This window comes from Ruegeria sp. THAF57 (assembly GCF_903914075.1).
GTDB lineage: Bacteria > Pseudomonadota > Alphaproteobacteria > Rhodobacterales > Rhodobacteraceae > Ruegeria.
Map to the genome: position 1 here is coordinate 259,773 of NZ_CAIWNQ010000004.1, position 25,438 is coordinate 285,210.

General features: G+C 56.0%; 29 protein-coding genes and 1 tRNA gene. 15 read left to right on the top strand and 15 right to left on the bottom strand.

From position 1 onward, the window contains the following. Positions 1–7 precede the first annotated feature (7 nt). The 4 genes from pstB (at position 8) to RUESEDTHA_RS12565 (ending at position 3,578) form a co-directional block, all read left to right on the top strand. The gene (pstB, locus tag RUESEDTHA_RS12550) at positions 8–805 is read left to right on the top strand and encodes a phosphate ABC transporter ATP-binding protein PstB (RefSeq protein WP_171121437.1); all 798 of its coding nucleotides are present in this window, start codon (positions 8–10) and stop codon (positions 803–805) included. 16 nt (positions 806–821) lie between these two features. Continuing rightward, on the top strand, positions 822–1,532 hold the full coding sequence (gene phoU / locus RUESEDTHA_RS12555) for a phosphate signaling complex protein PhoU (RefSeq protein WP_171121436.1): 711 nt from the start codon (positions 822–824) through the stop codon (positions 1,530–1,532). A 3-nt stretch (positions 1,533–1,535) separates the two neighbouring features. Beyond that, on the top strand, positions 1,536–2,225 hold the full coding sequence (gene phoB, locus RUESEDTHA_RS12560) for a phosphate regulon transcriptional regulator PhoB (RefSeq protein WP_180887175.1): 690 nt from the start codon (positions 1,536–1,538) through the stop codon (positions 2,223–2,225). 123 nt (positions 2,226–2,348) lie between these two features. Beyond that, positions 2,349–3,578, top strand: coding sequence for an acyl-CoA dehydrogenase (locus RUESEDTHA_RS12565; RefSeq protein ID WP_180887176.1), 1,230 nt, complete (start codon positions 2,349–2,351; stop codon positions 3,576–3,578). 167 nt (positions 3,579–3,745) lie between these two features. Here the strand turns inward: RUESEDTHA_RS12565 and RUESEDTHA_RS12570 are convergent, their stop codons facing one another. Further along, a complete protein-coding gene (locus tag RUESEDTHA_RS12570; protein WP_180887177.1) occupies positions 3,746–4,615 on the bottom strand; it encodes an acyl-CoA thioesterase II in 870 nt (289 codons plus the stop codon). Between the two features lie 246 nt (positions 4,616–4,861). Between RUESEDTHA_RS12570 and RUESEDTHA_RS12575 the strand changes: the two genes are divergently transcribed. Beyond that, complete coding sequence (locus tag RUESEDTHA_RS12575; RefSeq protein ID WP_180887178.1) at positions 4,862–5,467, top strand: 2-hydroxychromene-2-carboxylate isomerase; 606 nt, start codon at positions 4,862–4,864, stop codon at positions 5,465–5,467. 91 nt (positions 5,468–5,558) lie between these two features. Here the strand turns inward: RUESEDTHA_RS12575 and RUESEDTHA_RS12580 are convergent, their stop codons facing one another. Then, a complete protein-coding gene (locus RUESEDTHA_RS12580) occupies positions 5,559–6,377 on the bottom strand; it encodes an SDR family oxidoreductase (protein WP_180887179.1) in 819 nt (272 codons plus the stop codon). Between the two features lie 390 nt (positions 6,378–6,767). Here RUESEDTHA_RS12580 and aroQ point away from each other — a divergent pair, with 390 nt between their 5' ends. Together aroQ and RUESEDTHA_RS12590 are read left to right on the top strand one after the other, a co-directional pair. Continuing rightward, positions 6,768–7,217 carry a type II 3-dehydroquinate dehydratase gene (gene aroQ, locus RUESEDTHA_RS12585; RefSeq protein ID WP_180887180.1) on the top strand — a complete coding sequence of 150 codons (450 nt, stop codon included), beginning with the start codon at positions 6,768–6,770 and terminating at the stop codon, positions 7,215–7,217. Then, complete coding sequence (locus RUESEDTHA_RS12590; protein WP_180887181.1) at positions 7,214–7,963, top strand: LuxR family transcriptional regulator; 750 nt, start codon at positions 7,214–7,216, stop codon at positions 7,961–7,963. Before aroQ ends, RUESEDTHA_RS12590 begins: the two co-directional genes overlap by 4 nt. Positions 7,964–8,345: 382 nt before the next feature. On the opposite strand, the gene tsf is transcribed toward RUESEDTHA_RS12590, so the two are convergent. The 5 genes from tsf to RUESEDTHA_RS12615 form a co-directional block, all read right to left on the bottom strand. Beyond that, the gene (tsf, locus tag RUESEDTHA_RS12595) at positions 8,346–9,221 is read right to left on the bottom strand and encodes a translation elongation factor Ts (protein ID WP_180887182.1); all 876 of its coding nucleotides are present in this window, start codon (positions 9,219–9,221) and stop codon (positions 8,346–8,348) included. A gap of 76 nt (positions 9,222–9,297) precedes the next feature. Then, complete coding sequence (gene rpsB, locus RUESEDTHA_RS12600; protein WP_171121427.1) at positions 9,298–10,095, bottom strand: 30S ribosomal protein S2; 798 nt, start codon at positions 10,093–10,095, stop codon at positions 9,298–9,300. A gap of 166 nt (positions 10,096–10,261) precedes the next feature. Further along, positions 10,262–11,098, bottom strand: a complete 837-nt coding sequence (locus RUESEDTHA_RS12605) for a 1-acyl-sn-glycerol-3-phosphate acyltransferase (protein ID WP_180887183.1) — start codon at positions 11,096–11,098, stop codon at positions 10,262–10,264. 4 nt (positions 11,099–11,102) lie between these two features. Then, a complete protein-coding gene (locus tag RUESEDTHA_RS12610; RefSeq protein WP_180887184.1) occupies positions 11,103–11,858 on the bottom strand; it encodes a GNAT family N-acetyltransferase in 756 nt (251 codons plus the stop codon). 98 nt (positions 11,859–11,956) lie between these two features. Next, positions 11,957–12,139, bottom strand: coding sequence for a DUF3553 domain-containing protein (locus RUESEDTHA_RS12615; RefSeq protein WP_170388360.1), 183 nt, complete (start codon positions 12,137–12,139; stop codon positions 11,957–11,959). 43 nt (positions 12,140–12,182) lie between these two features. Between RUESEDTHA_RS12615 and RUESEDTHA_RS12620 the strand changes: the two genes are divergently transcribed. Next, complete coding sequence (locus tag RUESEDTHA_RS12620) at positions 12,183–12,779, top strand: histidine phosphotransferase family protein (RefSeq protein ID WP_180887185.1); 597 nt, start codon at positions 12,183–12,185, stop codon at positions 12,777–12,779. Here RUESEDTHA_RS12620 and RUESEDTHA_RS12625 read toward each other — a convergent pair. The 8 genes from RUESEDTHA_RS12625 to RUESEDTHA_RS12660 all read right to left on the bottom strand — a co-directional run bounded on the left by RUESEDTHA_RS12625 (position 12,776) and on the right by RUESEDTHA_RS12660 (position 19,769). Continuing rightward, positions 12,776–14,038 carry a glutamate-5-semialdehyde dehydrogenase gene (locus tag RUESEDTHA_RS12625; RefSeq protein WP_180887186.1) on the bottom strand — a complete coding sequence of 421 codons (1,263 nt, stop codon included), beginning with the start codon at positions 14,036–14,038 and terminating at the stop codon, positions 12,776–12,778. The two genes, RUESEDTHA_RS12620 and RUESEDTHA_RS12625, sit on opposite strands and share 4 nt — an antisense overlap. A 25-nt stretch (positions 14,039–14,063) precedes the next feature. Beyond that, the gene (gene proB / locus RUESEDTHA_RS12630) at positions 14,064–15,170 is read right to left on the bottom strand and encodes a glutamate 5-kinase (protein ID WP_180887187.1); all 1,107 of its coding nucleotides are present in this window, start codon (positions 15,168–15,170) and stop codon (positions 14,064–14,066) included. Then, a complete protein-coding gene (gene obgE, locus RUESEDTHA_RS12635) occupies positions 15,158–16,192 on the bottom strand; it encodes a GTPase ObgE (protein ID WP_180887188.1) in 1,035 nt (344 codons plus the stop codon). The genes proB and obgE overlap by 13 nt, the downstream gene beginning before the upstream one ends. A 37-nt stretch (positions 16,193–16,229) precedes the next feature. Then, positions 16,230–16,766 (bottom strand): GNAT family N-acetyltransferase, encoded by a 537-nt coding sequence (locus RUESEDTHA_RS12640; protein ID WP_171211500.1) that lies wholly within the window; start codon positions 16,764–16,766, stop codon positions 16,230–16,232. Between the two features lie 249 nt (positions 16,767–17,015). Then, positions 17,016–17,285: a 50S ribosomal protein L27 gene (gene rpmA, locus RUESEDTHA_RS12645; RefSeq protein WP_010440093.1), complete on the bottom strand. Its 270-nt coding sequence runs from the start codon at positions 17,283–17,285 to the stop codon at positions 17,016–17,018. An 11-nt stretch (positions 17,286–17,296) separates the two neighbouring features. After that, the gene (locus tag RUESEDTHA_RS12650; protein WP_180887189.1) at positions 17,297–17,917 is read right to left on the bottom strand and encodes a 50S ribosomal protein L21; all 621 of its coding nucleotides are present in this window, start codon (positions 17,915–17,917) and stop codon (positions 17,297–17,299) included. Positions 17,918–18,126: 209 nt separating this feature from the next. After that, complete coding sequence (locus tag RUESEDTHA_RS12655) at positions 18,127–18,927, bottom strand: DUF2059 domain-containing protein (protein WP_180887190.1); 801 nt, start codon at positions 18,925–18,927, stop codon at positions 18,127–18,129. Beyond that, the gene (locus tag RUESEDTHA_RS12660) at positions 18,927–19,769 is read right to left on the bottom strand and encodes a DUF2059 domain-containing protein (protein WP_180887191.1); all 843 of its coding nucleotides are present in this window, start codon (positions 19,767–19,769) and stop codon (positions 18,927–18,929) included. Before RUESEDTHA_RS12660 ends, RUESEDTHA_RS12655 begins: the two co-directional genes overlap by 1 nt. Before the next feature lie 124 nt (positions 19,770–19,893). Here RUESEDTHA_RS12660 and RUESEDTHA_RS12665 point away from each other — a divergent pair. The 7 genes from RUESEDTHA_RS12665 to RUESEDTHA_RS12695 all read left to right on the top strand — a co-directional run bounded on the left by RUESEDTHA_RS12665 (position 19,894) and on the right by RUESEDTHA_RS12695 (position 25,437). Then, positions 19,894–19,983: transfer RNA gene (locus RUESEDTHA_RS12665), tRNA-Ser, on the top strand. Positions 19,984–20,160: 177 nt separating this feature from the next. Continuing rightward, the gene (locus RUESEDTHA_RS12670; RefSeq protein WP_180887192.1) at positions 20,161–20,619 is read left to right on the top strand and encodes a hypothetical protein; all 459 of its coding nucleotides are present in this window, start codon (positions 20,161–20,163) and stop codon (positions 20,617–20,619) included. Positions 20,620–20,824: 205 nt separating this feature from the next. Then, the gene (locus RUESEDTHA_RS12675) at positions 20,825–21,853 is read left to right on the top strand and encodes a zinc-binding dehydrogenase (RefSeq protein WP_180887193.1); all 1,029 of its coding nucleotides are present in this window, start codon (positions 20,825–20,827) and stop codon (positions 21,851–21,853) included. Positions 21,854–21,928: 75 nt separating this feature from the next. Beyond that, positions 21,929–22,804, top strand: coding sequence for a branched-chain amino acid ABC transporter permease (locus RUESEDTHA_RS12680; RefSeq protein ID WP_171121413.1), 876 nt, complete (start codon positions 21,929–21,931; stop codon positions 22,802–22,804). A gap of 4 nt (positions 22,805–22,808) precedes the next feature. After that, a complete protein-coding gene (locus RUESEDTHA_RS12685; protein ID WP_180887194.1) occupies positions 22,809–23,906 on the top strand; it encodes a branched-chain amino acid ABC transporter permease in 1,098 nt (365 codons plus the stop codon). Further along, positions 23,903–24,667 carry an ABC transporter ATP-binding protein gene (locus RUESEDTHA_RS12690; protein ID WP_180887195.1) on the top strand — a complete coding sequence of 255 codons (765 nt, stop codon included), beginning with the start codon at positions 23,903–23,905 and terminating at the stop codon, positions 24,665–24,667. Before RUESEDTHA_RS12685 ends, RUESEDTHA_RS12690 begins: the two co-directional genes overlap by 4 nt. Then, positions 24,664–25,437 (top strand): ABC transporter ATP-binding protein, encoded by a 774-nt coding sequence (locus RUESEDTHA_RS12695; protein ID WP_180887196.1) that lies wholly within the window; start codon positions 24,664–24,666, stop codon positions 25,435–25,437. Before RUESEDTHA_RS12690 ends, RUESEDTHA_RS12695 begins: the two co-directional genes overlap by 4 nt. Position 25,438: the final 1 nt, after the last annotated feature.

The window sequence follows — 25,438 nt, forward strand, 5'->3', positions numbered from 1 at the left end:
GCTTATTATGAACGACATGACACGAGTGGAGAGAGCCGTGGACTCCAAAGCTATCAAGATTGCCGCGAACAAGGTTCAGGTCTATTACGGCGACACTCACGCCATCAAAGACGTGAACGTTGAGATTGAAGAAAAGACTGTGACTGCGTTCATTGGCCCGTCGGGTTGCGGCAAGTCCACCTTCCTGCGCTGTCTGAACCGGATGAACGACACGATCGACATCTGCCGGGTTGAGGGTGACATCCTGTTGGATGGTGAAGATATTTACGACAAGCGCGTCGACCCGGTGCAGTTGCGCGCTAAGGTGGGGATGGTGTTCCAAAAGCCGAACCCGTTCCCCAAGTCGATCTATGACAACGTGGCCTATGGCCCGCGCATCCATGGTCTTGCCAAGAACAAGGCGGAACTCGATGAGATCGTTGAGAAATCCCTGCGCCGTGGCGCGATCTGGGATGAGGTCAAGGATCGTCTGGATGCCCCCGGCACCGGCCTGTCCGGTGGTCAACAACAGCGTCTGTGCATCGCACGCGCAATCGCGACTGCACCGGAAGTTCTTTTGATGGATGAGCCGTGCTCGGCCCTTGATCCGATTGCAACCGCGCAGGTTGAGGAACTGATTGACGAGTTGCGTTCGCGCTATTCGGTGGTGATCGTGACCCACTCGATGCAACAAGCCGCACGGGTCAGCCAGAAAACTGCGTTTTTCCACCTTGGGAACCTCGTTGAATTTGGCGAGACAGGCCAGATCTTCACCAACCCCGAAGATCCCCGCACCGAAAGCTACATCACCGGCCGGATCGGTTGAGGACAGGTATCAGATCATGACTGAACAACATATTGCATCCGCTTTCGACCGCGATCTCGAAGCGATTCAGGCCCACATCATGAAAATGGGTGGTCTGGTTGAGGCCGCCATCATGGGCGCCGCACGGTCGCTGGAATCGCGAGATGAGGAACTGGCCCAGCAGGTCCGCGCAGGCGACAAGGCTATTGACGCGCTGGAAGAGCTGATCGACGAAGAAACTGCGCGTCTTATCGCCTTGCGTGCGCCAACGGCCAGCGATCTGCGTCTGGTGCTGTCGGTGCTAAAGGTTTCAGGCAATCTGGAACGTATTGGGGACTATGCCAAGAACATCGCCAAACGCACCACGGTTCTTGTGAATGCGGGGGAAATCAACGGCAGCGCCGCGGCCCTGCGCCGTATGGCCCGCGAGGTTGAACATATGCTGCGTGACGCGCTGGACGCCTATATCCAACGTGACGCAGAACTGGCCACCGATGTCATCAACCGTGACGAAGAGGTGGACCAAATGTATAACGGCCTGTTCCGTGAGTTTCTGACATTCATGGCTGAAGACCCGCGCAACATTTCGTCCTGTATGCACCTGCATTTCATTGCCAAGAACATCGAACGCATGGGTGACCACGTCACCGCCATTGCCGAGCAGGTCGTCTATCTGGTCACGGGGGAACGCCCCGCCGAGGCGCGACCCAAGGCCGATATCACGTCGCACACCCCGCAGGAGATCTGACACATGTCCGCCGACCAACCTACCGTTCTTGTGGTCGAAGATGAGCTGGCACAGCGTGAGGTGCTGGCGTACAACCTTGAGGCTGAGGGGTTTCGGGTGGCCAAGGCCGAGAACGGGGACGAGGCCCTGCTTTTGGTCGATGAGGATAGTCCGGACATCATCGTTCTGGACTGGATGATGCCAAATCTCAGCGGGATCGAGGTTTGCCGCAGGCTGAAATCAAGGGCCGATACGCGTTCCATTCCGATCATTATGCTGTCTGCTCGCACGGAAGAGGTCGACAAGGTGCGCGGTCTGGAAACCGGAGCAGATGATTACGTGGTCAAGCCATATTCGGTTGTCGAACTGATGGCTCGGGTCAGAACTCAACTGCGGCGCGTACGACCAGCAACAGTGGGCATCAGGCTGGAGTTCGGCGATATCATTCTGGATTCCGAAACACATAAGGTTAGCCGTGACAGTAAACCCCTGAAACTTGGGCCGACAGAATTCCGGCTTCTGAGTACGTTTATGGAAAAGCCCGGGCGTGTTTGGAGTCGTGAGCAGCTATTGGACCGCGTGTGGGGCCGCGATATCTATGTCGATACCCGGACGGTAGATGTGCATATCGGACGGTTGCGCAAAGCATTGACCCAACATGGTGGAGAAGATCCCGTACGCACCGTACGTGGTGCAGGTTACGCTCTGGGGTAAAGCCGGGCAGGGGACATACCTATCCGTCCATGAGAAAAACTCATGGTTGGTTGCGAATCTCTTACTGTCATTTGAAGGGCTGACAGGTTAGTTTGCGCCCAGAGATTTGAGCGGAGATACACCATGAACGCCCCCAATACGAAGCCCACCTTGCGCGCCAAAGATGCACCGGACTTGGGGCAATTCGCCTGGGACGATCCATTCCGTCTGTCTGATCAGTTGACGGAAGACGAGCGGATGATTTCCGACAGCGCGCGGGCTTATGCGCAGGAAAAGCTACAGCCCCGAGTCACCGACGCTTTTCAGAACGAAGAAACCGACCCCGAGATTTTTCGGGAAATGGGTGAAATGGGCCTGTTGGGGACGACGATCCCTGAAGAATACGGCGGATTGGGCGGGGGATACGTTTCCTATGGTTTGGTCGCCCGTGAAGTAGAGCGCGTGGACTCTGGTTATCGTTCGATGATGTCGGTTCAAAGCTCATTGGTGATGTACCCGATCTATGCCTATGGCAGCGAAGAACAACGCCGAAAGTATCTGCCCAAACTTGCAAGCGGTGAATGGATTGGGTGTTTCGGGCTTACCGAACCGGATGCTGGTTCGGACCCGGCTGGTATGAAAACCCGTGCCGAAAAGACTGACGGCGGCTATCGGCTGACCGGCAACAAAATGTGGATTTCGAACTCGCCGATTTCGGATGTCTTCGTGATCTGGGCCAAGTCGGATGCGCATGACGGTAAAATTCGTGGGTTCGTTCTGGAAAAAGGCCTCAAGGGGCTGAGTGCTCCGAAAATCCAAAACAAGATGAGCTTGCGCGCGTCGATCACTGGTGAGATCGTTCTGGATGGTGTCGAAGTGGGCGACGATGCTTTGTTACCGAATGTGCAAGGTTTGAAAGGCCCGTTTGGCTGTCTGAATCGCGCACGCTATGGAATTAGCTGGGGCGTCATGGGCGCAGCCGAGGCTTGTTGGCATGGCGCACGTCAGTACGGCTTGGATCGCAAGCAATTCGACAAACCCTTGGCCCAAACACAGTTGTTTCAACGAAAGCTAGCTGACATGCAGACCGAGATTGCGTTGGGGTTGCAGGGCAGCCTGCGTGTCGGTCGTTTGATGGATCAAGCGGAAGCAGCGCCCGAGATGATCTCGATCGTAAAGCGCAATAACTGTGGTAAAGCGCTTGAAATCGCACGCATGGCCCGCGACATGCATGGCGGCAACGGGATTTCTTTGGAATTCCAAGTGATCCGCCACATGGTTAACCTTGAGACGGTCAACACCTATGAAGGAACGCATGACGTGCATGCCTTGATCCTGGGACGCGCGCAAACTGGATTGCAGGCGTTTTACTAAGGGATTCTGCTGTGGAATCGCAGGATGGAAGTCCTGCGATATTTCACTTTAGGGCTACAATGACTGTTCGCATAATCGGTATTATGGTTAAATTAATGCTGTGCGGCGCCAGAATAGCAGTCGTCTAAACAGCGGTTTCCCCGGAATCCGAATGTTAAAATAAACCCTTAAGAATTCTTTTGAACTTTCCGCATTAACCCTTCCTGGGCAACCGATGCCACCAGGATTCCGTCTTCGGAATAGATAGAGCCTCGATTAAAGTTCCGGCCTCGGCCGGTCCACGGGGAATCCATTGAGTATAAGTGCCAGTTCTCGAACCGCACCGGAGCGTGAAACCACATCGCGTGGTCAAGGCTTGCGCCATTAACTTCGCCTGTGAACCAGCTCAGCCCATGTGGGCGCATACCAGAACTCAACAGGCTCATGTCTGACGCATAGGTAAGCAGTAATTGTTGTGTTCTTTCATCAGCTTGCTTGGCGGCATTCATGCGCATCCACATTTGGTTGCGATCATCTGTTTTCGCGGGTTTCAAAGGATGCACATGGTTGACCTCGCGCACCTCAATTGGACGCTCACGCATCAGTTCGCCATGCAATCGTTCCGGAAGCGCGCTCAGGTACTTTTCTTTTAACTCTGTGCGCGCCGGATAGTATTCCGGCTTTTCCAGTTGCGGCATATCATGCTGATGATCCCAGCCTTCGTCGCGCACATGAAACGATGCGGACATGTTCAGGATTTGCTTTCCGTGTTGAATTGCAACGACTCGACGCGTAGTGAATGAACCTCCATCTCGAGCTCTATCTACTTGATAAATAACAGGTATTGATGGATCACCCGGTCGAATAAAGTACGCATGTAAGGAGTGACACAGCCGTTCGTCCACTGTGCGATACGCGGCGGCAAGCGCCTGGGCAACCACCTGCCCTCCGAATATCCGTGTGGATGTTTCCCCACCTGACCCTACGCCCCGATAAAGGTCAACTTCCAATCTTTCGAGGTTCAAGAGGTCTATGAGAATACGTTCTGCCTCGGTCATGCGGGGTCTCCAATTGGATTTAAGACATGGCGTAACAGCCTAGCCCGTTTCGTTCAATAATTGCCCTGACTGAATGCCGTAGGGTGAATCGATTTCATAAGGCATCACCAAGCAGATCGGCAGGAAATCGGCGGAATTCGCCTGCTGTCGCACTTTAGAGGCAACAGTCTGTTAAACTGTTAGCAGTTAGAGAATCATTTGCTTGTGGTGAGTGCGTAGTAGCCATATTCCTTCAGGAGGAAGAACATGTCGCAAGCCATAGATTTTATTTATGATTTTTGCAGTCCAAATGCGTTTCTTGCGCATAAGATACTGCCGGAGTTGGCGGACATGCACGGCGTCAATATCGACTTGGTGCCGGTGTTGCTGGCAACCGTTTTCAAGGCCACAAACAACCAAAGCCCGTTTCGGGCCTTTTCCGACATTCGTCAGAAAAGCGCGTACCTCACGCATGACTTGCACCGTTTTGCCAGACGTCGCGGTTTGAGTTTCCACATGAGCCCGCACTTTCCCGTAAACACGAAATTCGCCATGCGGGGTGCAGTTTTTGCCTCGGGAAAATCATGGGAAGCCAAATATGTAGATGCCATATTTGATGCGATTTGGGTGCATGGGCAAAAGGTTGATGAACTTGGCGTTTTGATGGATATCCTGCAGGAAAACGAATTGCCTGTTCGCAAACTGCGCGAGGCAATGACAAGTGTCGAGGTCAAACAGCAGCTTAAGGATCAAACAAAAGCTGCTGTAAGAAAGGGCGTATTCGGTGTGCCGACGTTCTTTGTTGGGTCTGAGATGTTCTTTGGAAAGAACAGCCTTGGAAACCTTGAACTAGAGCTATCCGGTCCGTCGTGATTAGATGTCGTCGGTTGGTCTAAGCGCAGTAAGCTCAAACTGCTTGTCAGTTTGAAGGCTCAGAAACTTCGGCGTCTAACGCGACATACTTTCAGAGTGCCTCAGCGAAGATGTTCCCAGCGGTCACGACGTTTATGCCGCCTGAAACCGGAATGACAGCTCCGGTTACATAGCTCCCCCCGCGCCCGCAGAGAAACAGCATACATCCGGCAATGTCGTCTTCGCTTCCGACCCGGCCAAGCGGAACGGATTTGCCTACTTTGGCCCTTACGTCTTCGTCCGCTGTTGCGAACGCTGTCATTCGGGAAACAAACGGCCCCGGTGCCAACGCATTCACGGTGACATTGTATGGTGACAGTTCCTTGGCCATGATCTTTGTCAGGTGCAAAACCGCCGCCTTCGATGCCGAGTAGCTATAGGCACCATCCCCCATTGGGACCTCTCCCATCACGGATCCGACGTTGACCACGCGGGCAGGATCATCGGGCGTGCCGGACTTCATCAACATTGGCAACAGTTTTTGGGTCAGGTCAAAAATCCCTGCGACGTTTACAGACATCACTTTGTCCCAGGCTTCGTAGGGAAACTGCCCCATCGGTGCGCCCCAAGTAACGCCCGCATTGTTCATAAGGATGTCGAGTCTTTCCGTCCGCTGCCCAACCTCGGACACCATGTCGTCGATTCCCTCTTTGGTGCCGACGTCGCCTCCGAACCCTTCGGCGCTGCCCGGGGCATCCAGGGCATTCAACTCCTCCGCTACGGCTTCACAGGCGTCGCTGTTTCGCGAGGCGATCAGAACATGGGCCCCTGCCCTAACCAAGGCTTCAGCAGCCATGCGCCCAATTCCAGTCGCGCCACCTGTCACAAGCGCTGTCTTGCCGTTCAGTGAGAACAATGTTTCTGGGGTCATGATCTTTATCCTCCGAGCTTTGGTTTGGCGTGCAAAGACTGCCGCTATCCGGCGCGCAACTGCAATTTGAAGGTGCGCTTGGCCGGGATCGTGACATTTTTTGCGGTGTCGCCAATGTTCTTTCTGATTGGATAACAGGGATAACGGCGACGACATGCAAGCTTTACTCAACGTCGCGCCGGACGGGACATGAGTTTGATTTTGATGACACCGCCGACGGTGGCATCTTGGGCAAAGCGGTTTTCGTCGTGGCGCGCAGTTCGGGAAGGTAAATAGCTGCCCTGAGGGAACTGTGTGGGAAGGGCCATTCCCTTGTGTTTGAAAAATTGCAGGCGGTGGACATTCCTACCTTTTCGCGTTTATGAACTTGTAAACAGGAACAGTGAGATTATGCACAAAGCTCTGATTTTAAACGGTCCGAACCTAAATCTTCTGGGCACACGTCAGCCTGAGGTTTACGGCAGCACCACGCTTGAAATGATTGAAAGTTTGTGCGTGAAACACGGCAGTTCTGTCGGTTTGGACGTATCGCATTTCCAATCCAATCATGAAGGTCAGCTTATTGATGCAATTCACGTTGCCAAGGACACCCAGCACGGAATCGTTCTGAACGCTGGGGCGTTTACGCACACGTCGATCGCGTTGATGGATGCCATCGCGTCAGTTGAGTTGCCTGTGGTCGAAGTACATCTGTCCAATATCCATGCGCGCGAAAGCTTTCGGCACAATTCGTACATTGCGCGTGTGGCAATCGGGCAAATTTGCGGGTTTGGACCGCAAAGCTATGTATTGGCGCTGGATGCACTATCGGCTCATTTGAACGCAAGGGCTTCTACATGAAGCTAAGAGAGTATCTCCATTTTCTCAGCTATACAAAAACGCTGGAGGAGCTTTGGGACGCTCATTGCAGGCAAATGGCCGAGTATGGTTTCAATCGCCTGCTCTATGGGTTCACGCGCTATAGAACTGAAACGTCGTTGGGTGATCCCGAAGACTTTGTGATCCTGACCAACCACGGCAGGGATTATCTGGACGGGTTCCTGCGGGATGGTCTGTATTTCAACGCTCCGATGTTGAAATGGGCGTTGCAGAACGAAGGCGCCGGTAGTTGGAAAATTACTCAGGACATGATGGAGGACGGCACGCTTACAGAGCTTGAGCGCAAAGTTATTGAGTTCAATCGTTCCAAGGGTGTCGCGGCTGGTTATACGGTCAGCTTCAATTCGGTGTCTATGCGTTCGAAGGGGGCAATCTCTCTTTCAGGCTGCGGTTCGCGCACACAGGAAGAAGTTGATGAGGTTTGGGCCGAGCATGGCGAAGACATTTTGTTAATGAACAATGTCGCGCATCTCAAGATTTTGACCCTGCCCTATAATGCCCCCAACCGCGCGCTGACCAAGCGGCAGCGCGAAGCTCTGGAATGGGTGGGCGACGGTAAGACGACGCAGGACATCGCCCTGCTGATGGGGCTGACCGCAGCGACTGTCGAAAAGCATCTCAGGCTTGCACGAGAGTCGCTTGCCGTGGAAACGACGGCTCAAGCTGTTCTCAAAGCATCGCTGCAGAACCAAATGTTCATTATGTAGGCAAAATCGCTGAGCAATTGACGCTTCTCTGCGTCAATTTACCTTAGGTAAGGAAAACATGACTTCCCGAATCTGAGCGTTTGGTTGCAAAGTGATATTGTTCCGTGAGTGGTGGCTTTAGCCTGGGAACATTTGGTCGGATCTTTGCAATAACAAAGCTCTCTGATCGCTCTGGCAAAGGGGCGTCTATTCGTCCACGTACCTATGTCGGAAATTGTGGGGGGCCTCGACCATCCCCATCATGCGGGGCCCCTCATTCTAACCAACAATCACAGGACACTTCGGTGTCCTTTTTTATTTGCGCAAGCAAAAGGCCGGCCACGCAATGCGTCACCGGCCTTTGCAGTTATCTCAGAACCCAAAGCAGGTCCTGAGATTAAAATTAGCCCTGAGCGGCTTTGGCAACTTCGGCTGCGAAGTCTTCTTTTTCGACAACGATGCCTTCGCCAACTTCCAAACGGACGAAGCCCGTGATGGTTGCTCCCGCTTCTTTGGCCGCTGCTTCAACGGTCAGGTCAGGGTTCACAACGAAGGACTGGTTCAGAAGGGTCGATTCTGCGACAAATTTCTTCATGCGGCCTTCGATCATCTTCTCGATCACCTGCTCGGGCTTGCCGGATTCACGGGCGATGTCCATCTGAACCTGCTTTTCCTTCTCGACAACCGCCGGATCCATATCGGCCTCAGACAAAGCTGCCGGGTTCACAGCCGCGATGTGCATCGCAACCTGCTTGCCAATCGTTTCGTCGCCACCGGTCAGGGCGACCAGAACGCCGATTTTGCCCATGCCGTTGGTGGCAGCGTTGTGGACGTAGGAGACAACGATATCGCCCGACAACTTGGCCATACGACGCACCGACATGTTTTCGCCGATGGTGGCGATCTTGTCGGTCAGCGTGTCTGCGACGTTTTTGCCGCCCAAGTCAGCCGCCAGCAGAGCTTCGACATTGTCGACGCCTTCAGCTGCATATGCGATCTTGCCAACCATTTCCTGGAACTCGGCGTTCTTCGCAACGAAGTCGGTTTCCGAGTTCACTTCGACAGCAACACCATTGCCACCGTCAACGTGAACAGCAACCAGACCTTCTGCTGCGGTACGGCCCGATTTCTTGGCCGCCTTGGCCAGACCTTTGGTGCGCAGCCAATCAACGGCCTCGTCCATGTTGCCGCCGGTTTCGGTCAGCGCTTTTTTCGCGTCCATCATGCCTGCGCCGGTCGAGTCGCGCAGTTCTTTTACCATTGCTGCTGTGATTGCCATTTTTGGCTCTCCTCAATTCAAACGGAATTGGGGCAGGTCATACCCTGCCCCATATGTCATTTACGTGACGGGCAGCTTACGCTTCGGCAGGGGTTTCTGCGTCGGCTTCTGCGGGCGCTTCTTCCGCAACGGCTTCTTCAACCGGAGCTTCTTCGAACGCGCCCAGGTCAACGCCTGCGGCACCCATCTGAGCGGTCATACCGTCCAGCGCAGCACGTGCTGCCAGGTCACAGTACAGGCCGATTGCGCGGGCTGCGTCGTCGTTGCCGGGGATGATGTAGTCCACACCATCGGGCGAGCAGTTGGTGTCGACAACAGCTACAACTGGGATACCCAGCTTGTTGGCTTCGGCGATTGCCAGTGCTTCTTTCTTGACGTCGATGACGAACAGCAGGTCAGGAACGCCGCCCATTTCGCGGATACCGCCCAGCGAAGCCTGCAGCTTGGCCTGGTCACGCTCCATGCCCAGACGCTCTTTCTTGGTCAGGCCTTCAGCGCCCGATTCCATGGCTTCGTCGATCTGGTTCAGACGGTTGATCGACTGGGAAACGGTTTTCCAGTTGGTCAGAGTGCCGCCCAGCCAGCGGTGGTTCATGTAGTACTGAGCAGACTTTTCAGCCGCTTCGGCGATCGGGCCAGCGGCCTGACGCTTGGTGCCAACGAACAGAACGCGGCCACCTTTTGCGACGGTGTCACGAACGGCCTGCAGCGCCTGATCCAGCATCGGAACGGTCTGGGTCAGGTCCATGATGTGAATGCCATTGCGCGAGCCGTAGATGAACGGGCCCATGCGGGGATTCCAACGCTGTGTCTGGTGACCAAAGTGAACGCCAGCTTCCAGCAGCTGACGCATGGTGAACTCGGGAAGAGCCATGCTATTTTCCTTTTCCGGTTTACGCCTTGGCGGGGGTGAAAGAAGCGGATGCTCCAACCGGCGGTCCTGATGAGGATGTCTCCCTCAAAAAGCCCAAACCCCGCCTGCGGGTTTGAATGGCGCGCGTATACGGCAGGTTTAATAGCAGCGCAAGAGGCTTTTGCCCTTAATTTTCAAGCTGCGCCAGACTGTGAGCGTGACGAACGGCCGCTTCGCAATGCGCAGCCAGTTCCTTGCGGTTGGCGAAGTCGCTGACCTTAGCGGGTGTGTGGTAAATCAATTCGATAGACCCCTGCCGCCGTGCCCCGAGTGTTTTCAGTAGATGCGGTCCGAAGTCCATGTCGCCCCACCATCCGTAAAACCTGTCTGGCTTACCTCGGGGCGCGTGATAGATCACCGAAACCGGCTGTACGTACATGAAGTCACGTAGTTCATCTGTGAAGAACGCCGCAAAGAGCGTTGTTTTAAATGGTAAAACGCGCAATCCGTCCGTCGATGTGCCCTCGGGGAAGAACAGCAATTTGTGACCGGCGGTCAAACGCTCTTGAAAAAGAAGCGTCTGTTCGCGCGCCTTTTTGCGGTTTCTTTCGATGAAAACCGTGCCAGTTGCGCGGGCCAGCCAACCGATGCCGGGCCACTTGGCGACCTCGGCCTTCGACACAAAGTATACTCTTTTGCGCGCGTTCAGCGAAAAAATGTCCAGCCAGGATGAGTGGTTTGCGACAACCGCTCCGCGCTGCGTCATCAACTCTCCAGACGCTTTGAACCCGATGCCGAGAATACGCAGAGCATTTCGGCAGACGAATTGCGTAATGAACGGAGTCACCGGACGACGCAGCCCGAAAAAGGGAATTTCGATCAGACGCAGGACGAGAAGGATGGCGAGGCCGCCAAGCAGCAACACAACCAACGGTACACCCCGCAGAATGGCAAGCGCCCAGCCCGAAAGGCCAAGTTCTATAGGGTCAGGGGCATCTTCGCTGTGCCAGGACGATTCACTCAACGCTTCATGCTCCGCTATAAATTCGCCGTTGGCGTTCGTTCATGCGCGCCGTGTCGAGGATCAGGCACACATCCGTTGTGTTAAAGGCGTGGTCGATGAACGCCCCCTCGCCCACGAACCCGCCCAGCCGTAGATAGGCTTTGATCAGAGCGGGTACCTGCACCATGGCCGCCCGACGATCTAACGCGTCCGCGTTGACAATATTCATCGACTGAAACACGTCGGGTTGCGCCCGGACCCTTAAGTCAGGTGGGGCAAGATGGTTGTGATGCAGCATGGACAGAGGCTGCGCCAGAGGCTGCACATCGGTGCCGTGAAAGCTGGCAACGCCGAACAGAACCTCGATCTGTCGTTCGGCCACATAGGTCGCCAAGCCATTCCACAGATGGTACATCGCCGTACCACCACGATAGTCGGGGTGCAGGCAGGAACGACCCAGTTCCAACAGCTTGCGCCCGCTGTCTTTCAGGACAGTTAAATCGTATTCGTCTTCAGAATAGAATTGGCCCAATTCAGCGGCACGTTCGCCCGGTAACAACCTGTAAACGCCCACAGTTTCACCGCTCTGGTCGTCGATGGCCAGCATGTGGTCGAAATAGGGATCGAAGCGATCCCGCTCAAGCCCGGCCTCGTGGTCGACCATCTCTCCGCCGCCGCCCAGTTCGCGCACGAACACGTCATAGCGAAGGTGCTGCGCCGCGCGCAGTTCGGCCTCTGTCTCGGCAAGTTTGACGGTGAAGGATGGGCCCGCGTCCGGCATCTGAGGTTCCGTGTTGTTTCAGCGCTGATACCGCAGGTTTCGGGGGGATGGCAACATAGGGTAAGACCGACCGGACGTTAACCTTTCCTAAACCAGTTTCACGGATCAAAGACGGGCATCAGGGCGATGCGCGATCCGTCAATCACCACTTTCCCCTGCTCGCGGAAGTTAACGGTGATTTTGCCACCGATATTGGACTGCACCTGTCCAATGCCCCAATCAGGGAAATCGGGGTGGCGGACATACATGCCCGGTGCAAGAATGGCATTGAGGTCTGACATGACTGGGCTCCGGGTCCGGTGGCAGATACAGCAGGAGGTACGCATGAGCGCTACAGACGTCAACCTGGCCGAACTGATCGGCTCGCGGATCTGCCACGACCTGATCAGCCCAATTGGCGCGATCACCAACGGGCTGGAGCTGTTACAGATGGTTGGCGGTACGCAAGGCCCCGAGATGGAGCTGATCGCAGGCAGCGTGGGCAGCGCCGGGGCGCGGATAAGGTTCTTTCGCGTGGCCTTCGGGTCCGCAAGTGATCAGCCCCTTGGTCGAGCTGAAGTCACCGAACTTTTGAACGATGTGGAAAAGGCAGGTCGGGTGCGCGTGAGCTGGCATTTGACCGAAGCGGTTCCGCGCAATCAGGTCAAACTGGCGTTTCTGGCGATGATGTGCTGCGAAAGCGCGATGCCACTGGGCGGTGAGGTCAAAGTGCAAAATGACGGGCGAAACTGGGTCGTCATAGGCGTTGCCGACAGGCTCAACCTTGATGGTGACCTTTGGAAAAACCTGCCAACGGGCCGTTTTGTTGACAAAGTGACCCCGGCGCAGGTGCAATTCGCCCTTCTGCCGGATACAGCCGCTGCAATGGGGCGACGGGTTGCAGTAGAGACCACCGCAACCCGAATTGTGATCCGGTACTAACTGCGGACGGTGCCGTTCCCGCGAACCAGATATTTGAAACTGGTCAGTTGTGCTGCACCAACTGGGCCACGCGCATGCATTTTACCCGTGGCAATGCCGATTTCTGCACCCATGCCAAACTCCCCCCCATCGGCGAATTGGGTCGAGGCATTGTGCATTAGGATCGCGCTGTCGAGACGTTCAAAGAACCGATCTGCGGCGGCCTGATCTTCGGTGATGATGCAATCCGTATGGTTCGAACCAAATTGACGGATGTGCGCGATTGCCGTGTCAATATCCTGTACGGGTTTGGCGGCAATGATGCTGTCCAGGAACTCTTTGCCCCAATCCTCGGCAGTTGCGTCAATGGTGCCTTCGATAGCCAGAGAACCTTCTGCGTGAACCTCGACACCTGCCGCCAGTAACTCCTGTATGACGCTTTGGCCTAATGTCTCGGCTATGTCCTCGTGAATAAGCAGGCATTCAGCAGCCCCGCAAATTCCGGTGCGCCGCGTTTTGGCGTTCAGCACGACATCCAGCGTTTTCTGCATATCTGCGGTTTTGTCGACATAGATGTGCACGATCCCTTCGAGATGCGCAAAGACCGGTACGCGGGCTTCGCGTTGCACCAACCCAACCAGACCTTTGCCGCCGCGCGGGACAATGACGTCGACATAGTCGGTCATTCGCAACAATTCCTGAACGGCCGCCCTATCCCGTGTGGGGACTAACTGAATAGCGTCTTCGGGCAGGTTCGCGGCCTTCAATCCTTCGACCAGGCAGGCATGGATCGCGCTCGAAGAGTGAAAGCTCTCGGACCCGCCGCGCAGGATCACGGCATTCCCTGATTTCAGGCACAAGGCACCGGCATCCGCCGTCACGTTCGGGCGACTTTCATAGATGACGCCAATGACGCCGAGCGGTGTACGCACGCGCTGAATGTTGAGGCCGGACGCCATGTCCCATTCGGAAAGAACCTCACCGACTGGGTCAGCCTGATCAGCCACGGTTAGCAGCCCATCGACCATACCTTGCACACGGGCTTCGTCCAGCTTCAGACGATCCATCATGGCCGGGCTCAGGCCCTTTTCGCGCCCGAACTCGAGGTCTTTCTTGTTGGCTTCGATGATCTCTGCGCGACGTGCCCATACTGCATCGGCGGCGGCGATCAGGGCGGCGTGCTTACGCTCGGCACTGGCAAAAGCCAGTTCGGACGAAGCGGCCTTCGCCCGTGCACCGAGATCAGCCATCAGGGCGGGAATGCTGTCAAAATCCTTCATCTCAGGTGCCTTTCTCGTGTGTTTGTCATAGCGCCAGGTCGTCCCTGTGGATCAGAACGGCGCGGCCGGGATAGCCCAGCGTGGCTTCGATCTCGGACGACTTGCGGCCCTTGATTGCGTCTGCCTCTTGCGCGGTATAGCGGCTCAGCCCCTGCGCTAACCGCCGCGCCTGTGGGTCGATGATTGCCACAGGATCGCCGCGCCCGAAATCGCCGGTCACTTCGACAATACCTGCTGGCAGCAGGCTTTTACCATTGCCAAGAGCCCTCGCCGCGCCTGCATCCACTACGATCTCACCACGTGGTTTCATCGCCGAGATCCATCGTTTGCGCGCCGCGTGCGGATCGACCGTGGCGGTGAACCATGTGCAATTCGCGCCATTTTCAAGCGTTTTCAGTGGGTTCAGTGGCGATCCTTCGGTGATTGCCATGTCACAACCCGCCGCCGTCGCCATCTTAGCCGCCAGCAATTTGGTCTTCATCCCACCCTTGGACAGGCCTGAACCGGCGTCCCCCGCCATTTCTTCAATCTCTGGCGTGATTTCCTCGATCACGTCATAGCGTGTGGCTGAGGCATCCTGAACAGGGTTGCCGGTATAGAATCCATCCACATCCGACAGCAGGATCAACTGATCCGCACCCACCGTAACGGCGATCTGGGCAGCCAGACGATCATTGTCGCCGTACCGGATCTCATCCGTTGCGACCGTGTCATTCTCGTTGACAATCGGCACCACGCCAAGGCTTAGCAATGTCTCAAGCGTCGCGCGTGAGTTCAGGTAGCGGCGGCGGTCGGCGCTGTCCTCCAACGTCACCAGAACCTGTGCTGTCGTAATATTGTGCGGGGTGAGTGCCTCTTCATAAGCGCGAGCCAGTCGGATCTGACCAACGGCGGCTGCGGCTTGTGATTGTTCCAGAGGCAGGGTCTCCATAGGCAGCCCTAACACACCCCGCCCTAAGGCGATTGACCCGGACGACACCAAAATAACGTCAGTCCCCTGCCCCTTGAGCCACGCTACGTCCTGTGCCAGCGAATGCAGCCAATCTGAACGCAACAACCCTGAATTTCGGTCCACCAGCAAGGCAGACCCGATCTTTACAACCAGTCGTTTCGCCGACGTCAGGGTTGCCAAGGTGCGGCCTCCTCGGCGGGTTTGTGGCGCACGCGATTGTCGTCAATTTCGGCACGCAACGCGCGCAGCACCTCAGTCACGCCCAGATGCGCAACACCGGACATGGCCATGACGGGGCCGCCCACCGCCTCTTCCAGCTCGGACTTGGCCAGTTCTTGTTCCTCGTCATCCAGCGCGTCGACCTTGTTCAGCACCGTGATCCGAGGTTTCTCGGCCAGTTCTCCGCCATAGGCCTCAAGCTCGTGAATGATGGTGCGGTAATCTTCGGCCGCGGATTCCGAGGTTCCATCGACCAGATGCAGCAACACAGCGCAACGTTCGACGTGGCCCAGAAAACGATCTCCAATGCCGCGCCCCTCATGCGCGCCTTCGATCAGGCCGGGGATGTCGGCGACGACAAATTCCACGTTATCCACGCCCACAACGCCCAGATTGGGGTGCAGCGTGGTAAACGGATAATCCGCGATTTTGGGTCGTGCGTTTGAGGTCGCCGCCAGAAAGGTCGATTTGCCCGCATTGGGCATCCCCAACAGACCGACATCGGCGATCAGCTTGAGCCGCAACCAGATGGTGCGGTCGATCCCTGCCTGCCCCGGATTGGCCCGGCGTGGCGCCTGGTTGGTGGCCGATTTGAAATGCAGGTTGCCGAAACCGCCATTGCCGCCCTTGGCCAGCAGAACGCGCTGTCCAACCTCGGTCAGGTCGCAGATGACGGTCTCTTCGTCTTCGTCCAGAATTTCGGTGCCGACAGGCACGCGCAGGACGATGTCATCGCCATCCTTGCCGGTACGCTGCTGACCGCGGCCGGGTTGGCCGTTCTTGGCAAAGAAATGCTGCTGATAGCGAAAGTCGATCAGCGTGTTCAGGCTGTCCACAACCTCAACCCAAACGGAACCGCCTTTGCCGCCGTCGCCGCCATCAGGGCCGCCATATTCGATGTATTTTTCGCGCCGGAAGCTGACGCAGCCGCCCCCACCGGCCCCGGACCGGATGTAGACCTTTGCAAGATCGAGAAATTTCATGTCTGTCCCCTACTGCAAAGGCCCCATCGGCCACAAGTCAGAGTTTCTTTGTATATGTCCAGGTGGGCACATTTGCATCGCGCGCCACCGAATAGCTTTCCGCATCGCCCAGATATTCAAACCCACAATGAGTCAGAACCCGCGCCGAGGCAGGGTTGTCCTGAAATACACTGGCGAACATGTTGGCGTTCTCCAACGGGTTGGAGTTTACCAACGCTTCTACAGCCAGCGAAGCGACGCCCGTGTTCCAGTAGACGGGCGCGACCCAATAGCCAACCTCGGATTGGTTGCGATCCAGTCGCGTCAACGAAATCAAGCCAATAAGCTCGGGGCCGCCATCCTTGGTCGCGTCCATGGCCCAAACATCCTCGTCCCGGTCATCGGACATGGCACGGGTCACAAAGGCTTCGGTCGATCCAGGCGGCAGCGGATGTGGGATTGCTGTCGTCATCCGCGCCACGCGTTCATCACCTGCATAGTGTTCAATGAGACCCATATCCGACCGGCGCAACGGGCGCAGGTCGAACCGCTCGGTTTCTATCACCGGCTGGTTTATTATTGTCTCAAGCTTCATGAGTGCGTTCCTCCTCCGAACAACACGTAAATTGCGGACGCAACAGTGAAACCAATTAACGCCCACATCAGATATTTGCGGCCCAGACGATCTTCAACCGCATGGGCAATCCGTCCCTGAAACAGGGGTGGTATGGTGCTTGCTGCGTGTGTCATCGGGCTCATAGGTCAAAACTGTGTTAAAAACGAGAAAGGGGACCGGCATTTTCTGCCGGTCCCCCATTTATTTCTAAACCTTATGGGTTTCGGCTTACTCTGCGGCCTCCGCCACTGGCAGGACCGAAATAAAGGTGCGGTTCTTGAGCCCCTTATGGAACTTCACGGCGCCATCAACAGTTGCAAAGATTGTGTGATCCTTGCCCATGCCAACGCCTTCGCCCGGCCAGAACTTGGTGCCGCGCTGACGTACGATGATGTTGCCTGCGATGGCAGCTTGGCCACCATAGAGTTTTACGCCAAGGCGACGACCCGCTGAGTCGCGACCGTTACGGGAGGAACCGCCAGCTTTTTTATGTGCCATTCTCTCTCTCCTTAGCCTTTGGCCAGTTCTTTGGCCTGTTCAACCCATTCGGGTTTCACTTTGACGGTGTCGATAGCAGCAATCTGCTCGTCCGACAAGGCGGCCAGAGCGGCAAAGCTCTCGATACCTGCGTCGTTCAGCTTTTTGGCGGCGGCGGGGCCGACACCGTTCAGCTTGGTCAGATCGTCAGCGGCAGCAGCAGCAGCGGGTGCTTCTGCTTTGGCTTCAGCTTTCTTCGCTGCAGGCTTTTTCGCCGCCGGAGCAGCTTCGCCAGCCGGTGCGGAACCGGTTGCAGCTTTGATGCCCGACTTGTCAGCGCCCGACGACAGGATGTCGGTGATCTTGACCAGAGTCAGTTTCTGACGGTGGCCAACGGTACGCTTCGAGCTGTGCTTACGACGGCGCTTGACGAATTTGATGACCTTGTCACCTTTGATCTGTTCGATCACTTCGGCCTGAACGCCTGCGCCTTCAACGAAAGGTGCGCCAACAACCGGAGCGTCACCGCCCAGCATCAGAACATCGTTGAATTGAACTTTTTCACCTGCGTCGGCAGCCAGCTTTTCAACGCGGAGGATATCGCCCGCCTGAACCTTGTACTGCTTGCCGCCAGTCTTGAGGACCGCAAACATTGCGTCTTTCCTTTGTCTAACCGCGTTCTATGGTCCCCTTGCGGGCATTAACGGCCTCAGCCACCTCGAACAGCGCGCCCTTTTCGGGCTGTGTGACGACCTTTCGGGGTATCCCCTTGGGTCAATAATAACGAGACCCGGCGCGGAAAATCCGGCCGGGATGCGCGCTTATCCATAGATTGAAGAGGAAAGTCAACATCAAATACGGTTTACAGGTCCGATCCGCTCAGGACATGCGAAACTGCTAGACCGAGGCGGTAATACACATCGTCGTACATACGATTGAAGCCAAGAAAAAACGCATCATTCATGGCGCGGCCCGTGTCCGTACGTGAGAAAGCAATGTTTTCACGCATCTGCGCCTCGGTCAGCGGCTGATAAGCCAAAAGCAGAAAGGAATAGAGCCACGTAACGGTTTCTCGTTCAATGTTGTCTTTGTCGAGAAGCAATTGCTCAATCAAGTCAGTCCCGTCACCGCCTGTATCTTCTGTGAGCGCTCGGAAAAAGTTGTAATCGGCGTTCAGGGAACTCTCGACATTCTTTTCGATCAGGTCGTTGACCTTGATGTATTCGTCAATCAGCCGATAAGATTGCGAGGAACGGTCGATTGCGAAATAGCTGTCCTGCGCCATTTCCTTGATGGTTTCGTCTTGAATTGCCAATCGCGCCGAGTTTTCAAGCGAAACGATCGTTTGACCCAAGTCGCTCTCAAAAAACACGATTGCGCGGTCCAACTGGCTGTCTGTCAGGGTTTCGAGGAAAGCCATGGAGATCTGATCTTGTATCCAGTCCGGATCATAGATGTCTTCTATCTGGGTGTGAAAATACTCACCGCCTGAGTTTCCCAGAAAGGTTTCGTTCATCGTGTGCGCTTGCGCTTTGCCTTCGCTTGTCAGGATGTCGACAACCTCGGACAGGCGCAGCGCCTCCATCAGGCGGTCCACTTTTTCTGCGGCACTCAGCGGAGTGATCCACAGCACAGAGACGAACATAGCGGTCAAGAAGCGCATCAGATATCCTGTGCGGGATGTAGATCCGCCATTCGTACCGCCAGCACTTCGAACTTCATCGCCATGATTTCGTACTGAATTGCGTTTAACAGCTCATATACTTCCTGCATCAGGGGTTCTTCCAACGCTTCGGCATAGGCGATCACCTCGTCGTCGGAAAAGCCTTGATAGGTGTACGCCGCGCCTGCCAGTGCGGAAAGTTGCAAAGCCTGTCGCATACCGATTTCGTTTTGCTGCATCATCTGGCGCAGTTCGTCGGCACTAAGCTGAAGGTCAATGACGCCCGACGCGCTGGCGGCCAAAAGGAATCGGACCTGGATTTCCTGAAGGGCGCGCAGAGCTGTTCCGCTGGCGTCAATGGCCGTGTTCATGCGTTTGAGGCTTTCCACCCTTTTCGATCCCTCTTGAACCAAACCCGATACGATTTCCTGACCTTCAAGCTGCTTGGTGTCGTCATCCTCGATCATATGAGATTCGTTCTCGGCCTCGACCAGCCGCTGCCCAAGATCCGAGGCGTAGAACTCGACCGCGTGGTTCAGGGCATCGTCGCTGAGTGTTTGTTCCAATATCGACACGGCCGTTTCGTGCATGTCTTCGGTGTCAAAGACCTCTTCGGTCAGGCGTGTCCAATCCGAGCCGAATCCGTCGGGGTCAATTCCCAGCATTTGCGGGGCCGACGCCGACGCCAGCGCGATGCTTTCCAATGCGACGTCGAAACCGGTGGTGGTTAGAAAGGCTTCGATCCGGTCCCTATCGGCCGCACCAGCCGGAAGGGACAGTGTGGCAAGCGTGGCAACAAGGGCTGAAATCGACCGAAAGGCAGAGCGTGCAGAGTGTATCATGGTATCAGAGCCTAGGCGTTTTACGCCAACAGGCAATGGAAAATCCCGTCAGATTGAATTTCAGGAATTTTCTGCTTGCACCCCTGCGCGTTCCTCACTAAATCCCCCCCTCACAGACCCCCGCGGAGAGGTGCCGGAGTGGTCGAACGGGGCGGTCTCGAAAACCGTTGTGGGTGCAAGCCCACCCAGGGTTCGAATCCCTGTCTCTCCGCCACTATCCCCAAACGTATTGTGCGCTTTTTTGCCTTTGTGGCGCGATGTTGCCGGTGTTTCGCATGGGATCGGCGTGGCCCAGCTTAATCTCGCTTATTGATGACGTGGTCGAGGATTTCCCCTTGGATAATCCCTATCTTTAAGCCATCCCGGTTACACATATTCTGAGGAGATTTCGATGTCGCGTACTATCGTGTTAGGTGTAGTGGTCGCCGCTATTGGTGCTGGTATCTACTACTATTTGAATCAACCCGAGCCGACCCCTGCGGAACGGTTGCAATCAGCGGCTCAGGATGCAGGTGATGCCGTCAGTGACGCTGTGGAGTCGGTTACGGAACAGGCCTCTGACGCAACAGATCAAGCAGGTCAGGCAGCGGCGGACCTTGCAAATCAAGCTGGTGAAGAAGTGGCTGCTTTGGCAGAGCAAGGTCAGGACCTGCTGAATTCCTGGATCGAAGAAGGCACGCTGACGGTGCAAAATTTCGATTATGATGCGATGGTTGCATCGGTCCAGGACAGCGCACTGGCGCAGGATATGAAAACGAAAGCCATATCCATTCTGGACGAAATCAAAGCCTCTCCTGACTTGTTCGCAGCAAAACTGCAGGAATTGCAGGCCCTGCTTCAGGGGCAATAAATAACCGGGCCGCCAAATTGGTGGCGGCCCGATGCTTTAGCCGTGTGGCGGAGTTCCGTTAGGTAAGTCTCCGACAAAGTTGACGTAGCGCGAAACCTTTGTTTGGCTGGCTGAAAACCTGACACGAACCTGGAAGTGTTTTCGCGAAGTCTTGTCAAAATTTTTGGCACGTCGTGGGGAGAACGCCCAAAGAAGAGGATTAGCGATGGCCGCCCTGCCCTCTAAAATGTTTGCAGTCATTCAGACGCATGACGGCTATTCGGACACAGCGTCAGGACCATTCATTGATGATGCCGCCGATTGGCTTGCGGAAGCTGATCTACCGGTACCAGCACCAGGTCCTGGTCAGGTATTAATCAAGCTGAGGGCTTCTTCTGTAAATCCGTCGGACATCCATTTCATCAAAGGTGAATACGGCCAGCCGCGTGTCAAAGGTACCGCAGCGGGGTTCGAAGGCTGTGGGGATGTCGTGGCAACGGGCACGGGCGCCGAGGCGTTGCAAGGGAAACGCGTGGCTTTTATCGCGGCGGGCGCAGGGGCTTGGGCCGAATATGTCGTGACCCAGGCGCTGATGTGTATTCCGCTGCGCCCAGATGTCAGTGACGAGGATGGATCGGCACAGATCGTAAACCCGCTGACCGCCATGGCCATGGTCGACATCGCCAAGAACTCGGGCGAGGCCTTCATCGTGTCAGCGGCGACCAGCCAGCTGGGTAAGCTGATGTGCAGTTTGGGGCGCGACCTGGGGCTAAAGCCCATCGCGATCGTTCGTCGTTCAGATGCGGTTGAATCGCTGAAAGCCTTGGGGGCGCACGACGTGTTGGTTACCTCGGATCCAATGATGCTGGAGAAATTTTCCAAGTTGAGTTCTGAGTTGAAGCCACGGGTTTTTCTGGACGCAGTTGCTGACCAGATATCCGAGCAGATTTTTTGCGCCATGCCCAACGGTGCACGTTGGGTTTGTTATGGCAAGCTCAGCACGGAAACCCCTGCGCTGACGCAGACCGGCCAGCTAATTTTTATGGGAAAGCAGATCGAAGGGTTTTGGTTGACGAAATGGATGACCTCGACCCCGCCTGAGGATCAGATGCGCGTTGTTGGTGAAGTGCAGGCGCGTTTCGCTGACGGTCGCTGGAAAACGGATGTATCGCAACGGCTTCCACTTAGGAACGTGGTGACGGGTCTGGCGGATGCGCTGAAAAAGGGTGACGGCAAGGTGATAATCGCGCCATAGTAGAACAAAGCTCTGAACAAAGGAGGAGGTTCGGAGCGCCAAAAATACCGGTTGAACCGGTTATGGGAGGTGAACTTGGACAACGCTCAGCTGTTGATCAGCGGGCTGGCGAACGGCTGTGTCTATGGCCTGATCGCTCTTGGCTTTGTTTTGATTTATAAGGCGACCGAGGCTGTGAATTTCGCGCAAGGCGATTTCATGATGCTAGGGGCATTTGTCACCATCGGGCTTACAAACACCGAGTATATGGGGCTTCCTTTCTGGATGGCGTTGCCGATCTCTTTGGGGATCATGGGTGCGCTGGGGTATTTGCTGGACCGGTTAATCATCCGACGACTGTTCGGCGAAAGCCAAACGGCGGTCGTGATCTTGACCATTGCATTGGGCTTCGTGATCCGGTTTGCGGCTGGGTTGATCTGGGGGCATGAACCACAAACGCTTCAGAACCCTTTGGCCGGGAAAGAGGTCCGTTTTGGTGGCCTCGTGCTGGGGATGGAGGATGTTGCGGTTATCGTCGTTACAGTCTTGCTGACCTGGGGGCTTTATATTTTCTTTAGCCGAACGAAGCTGGGACTGGCGATGCAGGGGGCATCGCAAAACCAGTTGGCGGCCTATTACATGGGTATCCCCGTCAAACGTGTTCAGGGGTTTATCTGGGGGCTGGCTGGCGTGGTCGCCGGTATCGCGGGAATCCTGTTTGCCGCCAAAGGTTCGGTCGATCCAACCACGGGCCTACTGGGGATCAAGGCGTTTGCCGCGGCTGTGATCGGCGGGTTCGGCAGCCTACCCGGTGCGCTGGCCGGAGGATTGATCGTCGGCGTGATCGAGCCCTTTGCCAGCCGCTATATCGCTGCAGGATACAGCCAGATTGCACCCTATGCGCTGTTGCTGGCGGTGCTGATCTTCCGCCCCAACGGGCTGTTCAGTCAGGTTCGGGTCAAAAAGGTCTAGGCATATGCGGATTGTTTTCAAAACCAATTACATGCAGGACATCCGACCTTGGAAAGACGGCTACCAGCTTGGCCTCTACCTTGCTCTGCTGGCAGTGGTGGCAGCGGCTCCGTGGTGGCTGGACGACTTCTATCTGGGTGAGCTGACGAACGTCCTGATCTGGGCCATCGCCGGTCTGGGCCTGATGGTGCTGACGGGCCACACCGGGCAAGTCAGTCTGGGCCACGCGGCGTTTCTGGCTTTTGGCTGCTATGCCAATGTCATTCTTCTCGAGGCCGGAGTGCCCTTCCTGATCGCTTTCCCGTTGGCCGGTATCCTAACCGGGATCGCGGGCGTGACGGTCGCCATCCCTGCCCTGCGGTTGCACGGTATTTACCTCGCGATCTTCACCATGGCACTGTCGATTCTGATGGATGACGTGATCGTACTGGCCGAGCCTCTTACGGGCGGTGTCGGCGGTAAGTTCATCGGAGGCGTCGATATCTTTGGCCTGACGATCGACCGTTGGGGTACCCCGGTTCAATTCTTCTGGCTGGTCTTGGGCGTTACGGTTCTGGTCACGCTGGGCTATATTAATCTGCTGCGTGCCCCTTTGGGACGCAGCTTTATCGCGGTGCGCGACTCTGAAGTTTCGGCGCAGGCGATGGGGGTGGATATCGCGCGGACCAAGATGATCTCATTCGCGCTATCCTGCGCCGTCACTGGATGGGCGGGTGCGCTGATGGGGATGTTCTCGGGCGCGTTCAACAACGAAACCTTCAGCGTTGTGATCTCGATTCAACTGCTGATGATGATCGTGATCGGCGGGTTGGGCTCGATCCACGGTGCATTTCTTGGCGCTATTGTTATCGGGTTCCTTCCGCAATTCCTGTCGATCTCAAAGGAATATGTGGGCGCTCTGTTCGGCGGCAATACTGTTGCAATTCCAGGGTTGGAGTTCGGCATCTTCGGCATGATCCTGATCGCCTTCATCCTGTTCGAACCGATGGGCATGTATGGCCGCTGGTTGAAAATCCGCACATGGTTCGAGCTGTTCCCCTTCTACCGCAAGGACATGTTCAAACGTCAGAAATCTTACCTCAAGACGGAGCGCCTGAGATGAGCTTGCTTGAGTTCCAGAACGTGACCCTGAAATTCGGTGGCCTGACTGCGGTAAATGACCTGTCCTTTGCGGTTGAGGAAGGCGAAGTCTTTGCCATCGTTGGCCCCAACGGCGCGGGCAAATCGACCGTGTTCAACCTGATCTCGCGGTTCTACGATCCGTTTGCCGGGTCGATCCGTTTTGACGGGCATGATCTGCTGCAGGTCAAGCCCTCGGGCGTGGCAGCGTATGGCGTGGCGCGGACGTTTCAGAATATCGAATTGTTCGAACATGCGACTGTGTTGCAGAACCTGCTGGTCGGGCGGCATCGGCACCGCAAAACCAACCTGCTGTCCGAGGTACTGTTCCTGCCCTCGGCCCGGCGGCAAGAGGTCGAGAACCGTGAAAAGGTCGAAGAGATCATCGACTTCCTCGACCTTCAAGCGTACCGCGACAAGATGATCTCGGGCCTACCCTACGGGGTGCGCAAAGTGGTCGAGGTCGCCCGTGCATTGGCCACCGATCCCAAGCTGCTGTTGTTGGACGAACCGGCCTCGGGCCTGTCGGTCGAGGAGACGACGGATATGCGTTGGTGGATCGACGATATCCGGCGACAGATGGGGATCACGGTGCTGATGGTCGAACACGATATGGGGCTGGTCTCGGGCGTGTCCGACCGGGTGTTGGCAATGGCCGATGGCGCGATGCTGGCGCTTGGCACTCCGGCGCAGGTCCAGTCGCATCCGGCGGTGGTCGAAGCGTATCTGGGGAAAGCCTCATGAGCGCGCCGATCCTGACCATCCGCAATGTCGAAAGCTTCTATGGCCCGATCATGGCCATTCGCGGCGTGTCGCTGGACGTGCATCCGGGGCAGATCGTCTCGATCCTAGGCGCGAATGGCGCGGGCAAGACGACGCTGATGAAAACCGTGTCTGGCGTGATGGACCCTGAAAAGGGCAAGATCACCTTTGACGGCGACGAAATCCAAGGGTCCGAACCACATAAGGTCGTGCAGAAAGGCATTGTCCACGTCCCCGAAGGGCGCGAGGTGTTCCCCCTGTTGACCGTGGACGAGAACCTCAGCCTCGGGGCCTATACGGCAACAGACAAGGGCCAGATCGACCATGATCGCGAGCTGGTGTTTTCGTACTTCCCGATCCTCAAAGAGCGCCGGAGTCAAGAGGCAGGAACCCTGTCGGGCGGGCAACAACAGATGCTTGCCATCGGGCGCGGGCTGATGGCGAACCCGAGGATCATGCTGCTGGACGAACCCTCACTTGGGTTGTCGCCCCTACTGGTGCAGGAGATTTTCGGAATCCTCAAACGCCTTAATGACGAGCAGAGCATGACCATGATGCTGGTCGAACAAAACGCTAATGCTGCGCTGGAACTGGCGCATCATGGGTACGTGATGGAAGTCGGACGCATCGTGATGGATGGCGACGCAGATGTCTTGATGAAATCCGAAGATATTCAGAACTTTTATTTGGGCGTTGAGGAAGAAGGCGCGCGGGAAAACCGCCGCTGGAAACGCAGAAAGACCTGGAGGTGAG

What these genes read in the sequence shown, in the direction of transcription:
- pstB (WP_171121437.1), top strand. Translation starts at nt 8, where the DNA reads ATGAACGACATGACACGAGTGGAGAGAGCCGTGGACTCCAAAGCTATC.
- phoU (WP_171121436.1), top strand. Translation starts at nt 822, where the DNA reads ATGACTGAACAACATATTGCATCCGCTTTCGACCGCGATCTCGAAGCG.
- phoB (WP_180887175.1), top strand. Translation starts at nt 1,536, where the DNA reads ATGTCCGCCGACCAACCTACCGTTCTTGTGGTCGAAGATGAGCTGGCA.
- RUESEDTHA_RS12565 (WP_180887176.1), top strand. Translation starts at nt 2,349, where the DNA reads ATGAACGCCCCCAATACGAAGCCCACCTTGCGCGCCAAAGATGCACCG.
- RUESEDTHA_RS12570 (WP_180887177.1), bottom strand. Translation starts at nt 4,615, where the DNA reads ATGACCGAGGCAGAACGTATTCTCATAGACCTCTTGAACCTCGAAAGA.
- RUESEDTHA_RS12575 (WP_180887178.1), top strand. Translation starts at nt 4,862, where the DNA reads ATGTCGCAAGCCATAGATTTTATTTATGATTTTTGCAGTCCAAATGCG.
- RUESEDTHA_RS12580 (WP_180887179.1), bottom strand. Translation starts at nt 6,377, where the DNA reads ATGACCCCAGAAACATTGTTCTCACTGAACGGCAAGACAGCGCTTGTG.
- aroQ (WP_180887180.1), top strand. Translation starts at nt 6,768, where the DNA reads ATGCACAAAGCTCTGATTTTAAACGGTCCGAACCTAAATCTTCTGGGC.
- RUESEDTHA_RS12590 (WP_180887181.1), top strand. Translation starts at nt 7,214, where the DNA reads ATGAAGCTAAGAGAGTATCTCCATTTTCTCAGCTATACAAAAACGCTG.
- tsf (WP_180887182.1), bottom strand. Translation starts at nt 9,221, where the DNA reads ATGGCAATCACAGCAGCAATGGTAAAAGAACTGCGCGACTCGACCGGC.
- rpsB (WP_171121427.1), bottom strand. Translation starts at nt 10,095, where the DNA reads ATGGCTCTTCCCGAGTTCACCATGCGTCAGCTGCTGGAAGCTGGCGTT.
- RUESEDTHA_RS12610 (WP_180887184.1), bottom strand. Translation starts at nt 11,858, where the DNA reads ATGCCGGACGCGGGCCCATCCTTCACCGTCAAACTTGCCGAGACAGAG.
- RUESEDTHA_RS12615 (WP_170388360.1), bottom strand. Translation starts at nt 12,139, where the DNA reads ATGTCAGACCTCAATGCCATTCTTGCACCGGGCATGTATGTCCGCCAC.
- RUESEDTHA_RS12620 (WP_180887185.1), top strand. Translation starts at nt 12,183, where the DNA reads ATGAGCGCTACAGACGTCAACCTGGCCGAACTGATCGGCTCGCGGATC.
- RUESEDTHA_RS12625 (WP_180887186.1), bottom strand. Translation starts at nt 14,038, where the DNA reads ATGAAGGATTTTGACAGCATTCCCGCCCTGATGGCTGATCTCGGTGCA.
- obgE (WP_180887188.1), bottom strand. Translation starts at nt 16,192, where the DNA reads ATGAAATTTCTCGATCTTGCAAAGGTCTACATCCGGTCCGGGGCCGGT.
- RUESEDTHA_RS12640 (WP_171211500.1), bottom strand. Translation starts at nt 16,766, where the DNA reads ATGAAGCTTGAGACAATAATAAACCAGCCGGTGATAGAAACCGAGCGG.
- rpmA (WP_010440093.1), bottom strand. Translation starts at nt 17,285, where the DNA reads ATGGCACATAAAAAAGCTGGCGGTTCCTCCCGTAACGGTCGCGACTCA.
- RUESEDTHA_RS12650 (WP_180887189.1), bottom strand. Translation starts at nt 17,917, where the DNA reads ATGTTTGCGGTCCTCAAGACTGGCGGCAAGCAGTACAAGGTTCAGGCG.
- RUESEDTHA_RS12655 (WP_180887190.1), bottom strand. Translation starts at nt 18,927, where the DNA reads ATGCGCTTCTTGACCGCTATGTTCGTCTCTGTGCTGTGGATCACTCCG.
- RUESEDTHA_RS12660 (WP_180887191.1), bottom strand. Translation starts at nt 19,769, where the DNA reads ATGATACACTCTGCACGCTCTGCCTTTCGGTCGATTTCAGCCCTTGTT.
- RUESEDTHA_RS12670 (WP_180887192.1), top strand. Translation starts at nt 20,161, where the DNA reads ATGTCGCGTACTATCGTGTTAGGTGTAGTGGTCGCCGCTATTGGTGCT.
- RUESEDTHA_RS12675 (WP_180887193.1), top strand. Translation starts at nt 20,825, where the DNA reads ATGGCCGCCCTGCCCTCTAAAATGTTTGCAGTCATTCAGACGCATGAC.
- RUESEDTHA_RS12685 (WP_180887194.1), top strand. Translation starts at nt 22,809, where the DNA reads ATGCGGATTGTTTTCAAAACCAATTACATGCAGGACATCCGACCTTGG.
- RUESEDTHA_RS12690 (WP_180887195.1), top strand. Translation starts at nt 23,903, where the DNA reads ATGAGCTTGCTTGAGTTCCAGAACGTGACCCTGAAATTCGGTGGCCTG.
- RUESEDTHA_RS12695 (WP_180887196.1), top strand. Translation starts at nt 24,664, where the DNA reads ATGAGCGCGCCGATCCTGACCATCCGCAATGTCGAAAGCTTCTATGGC.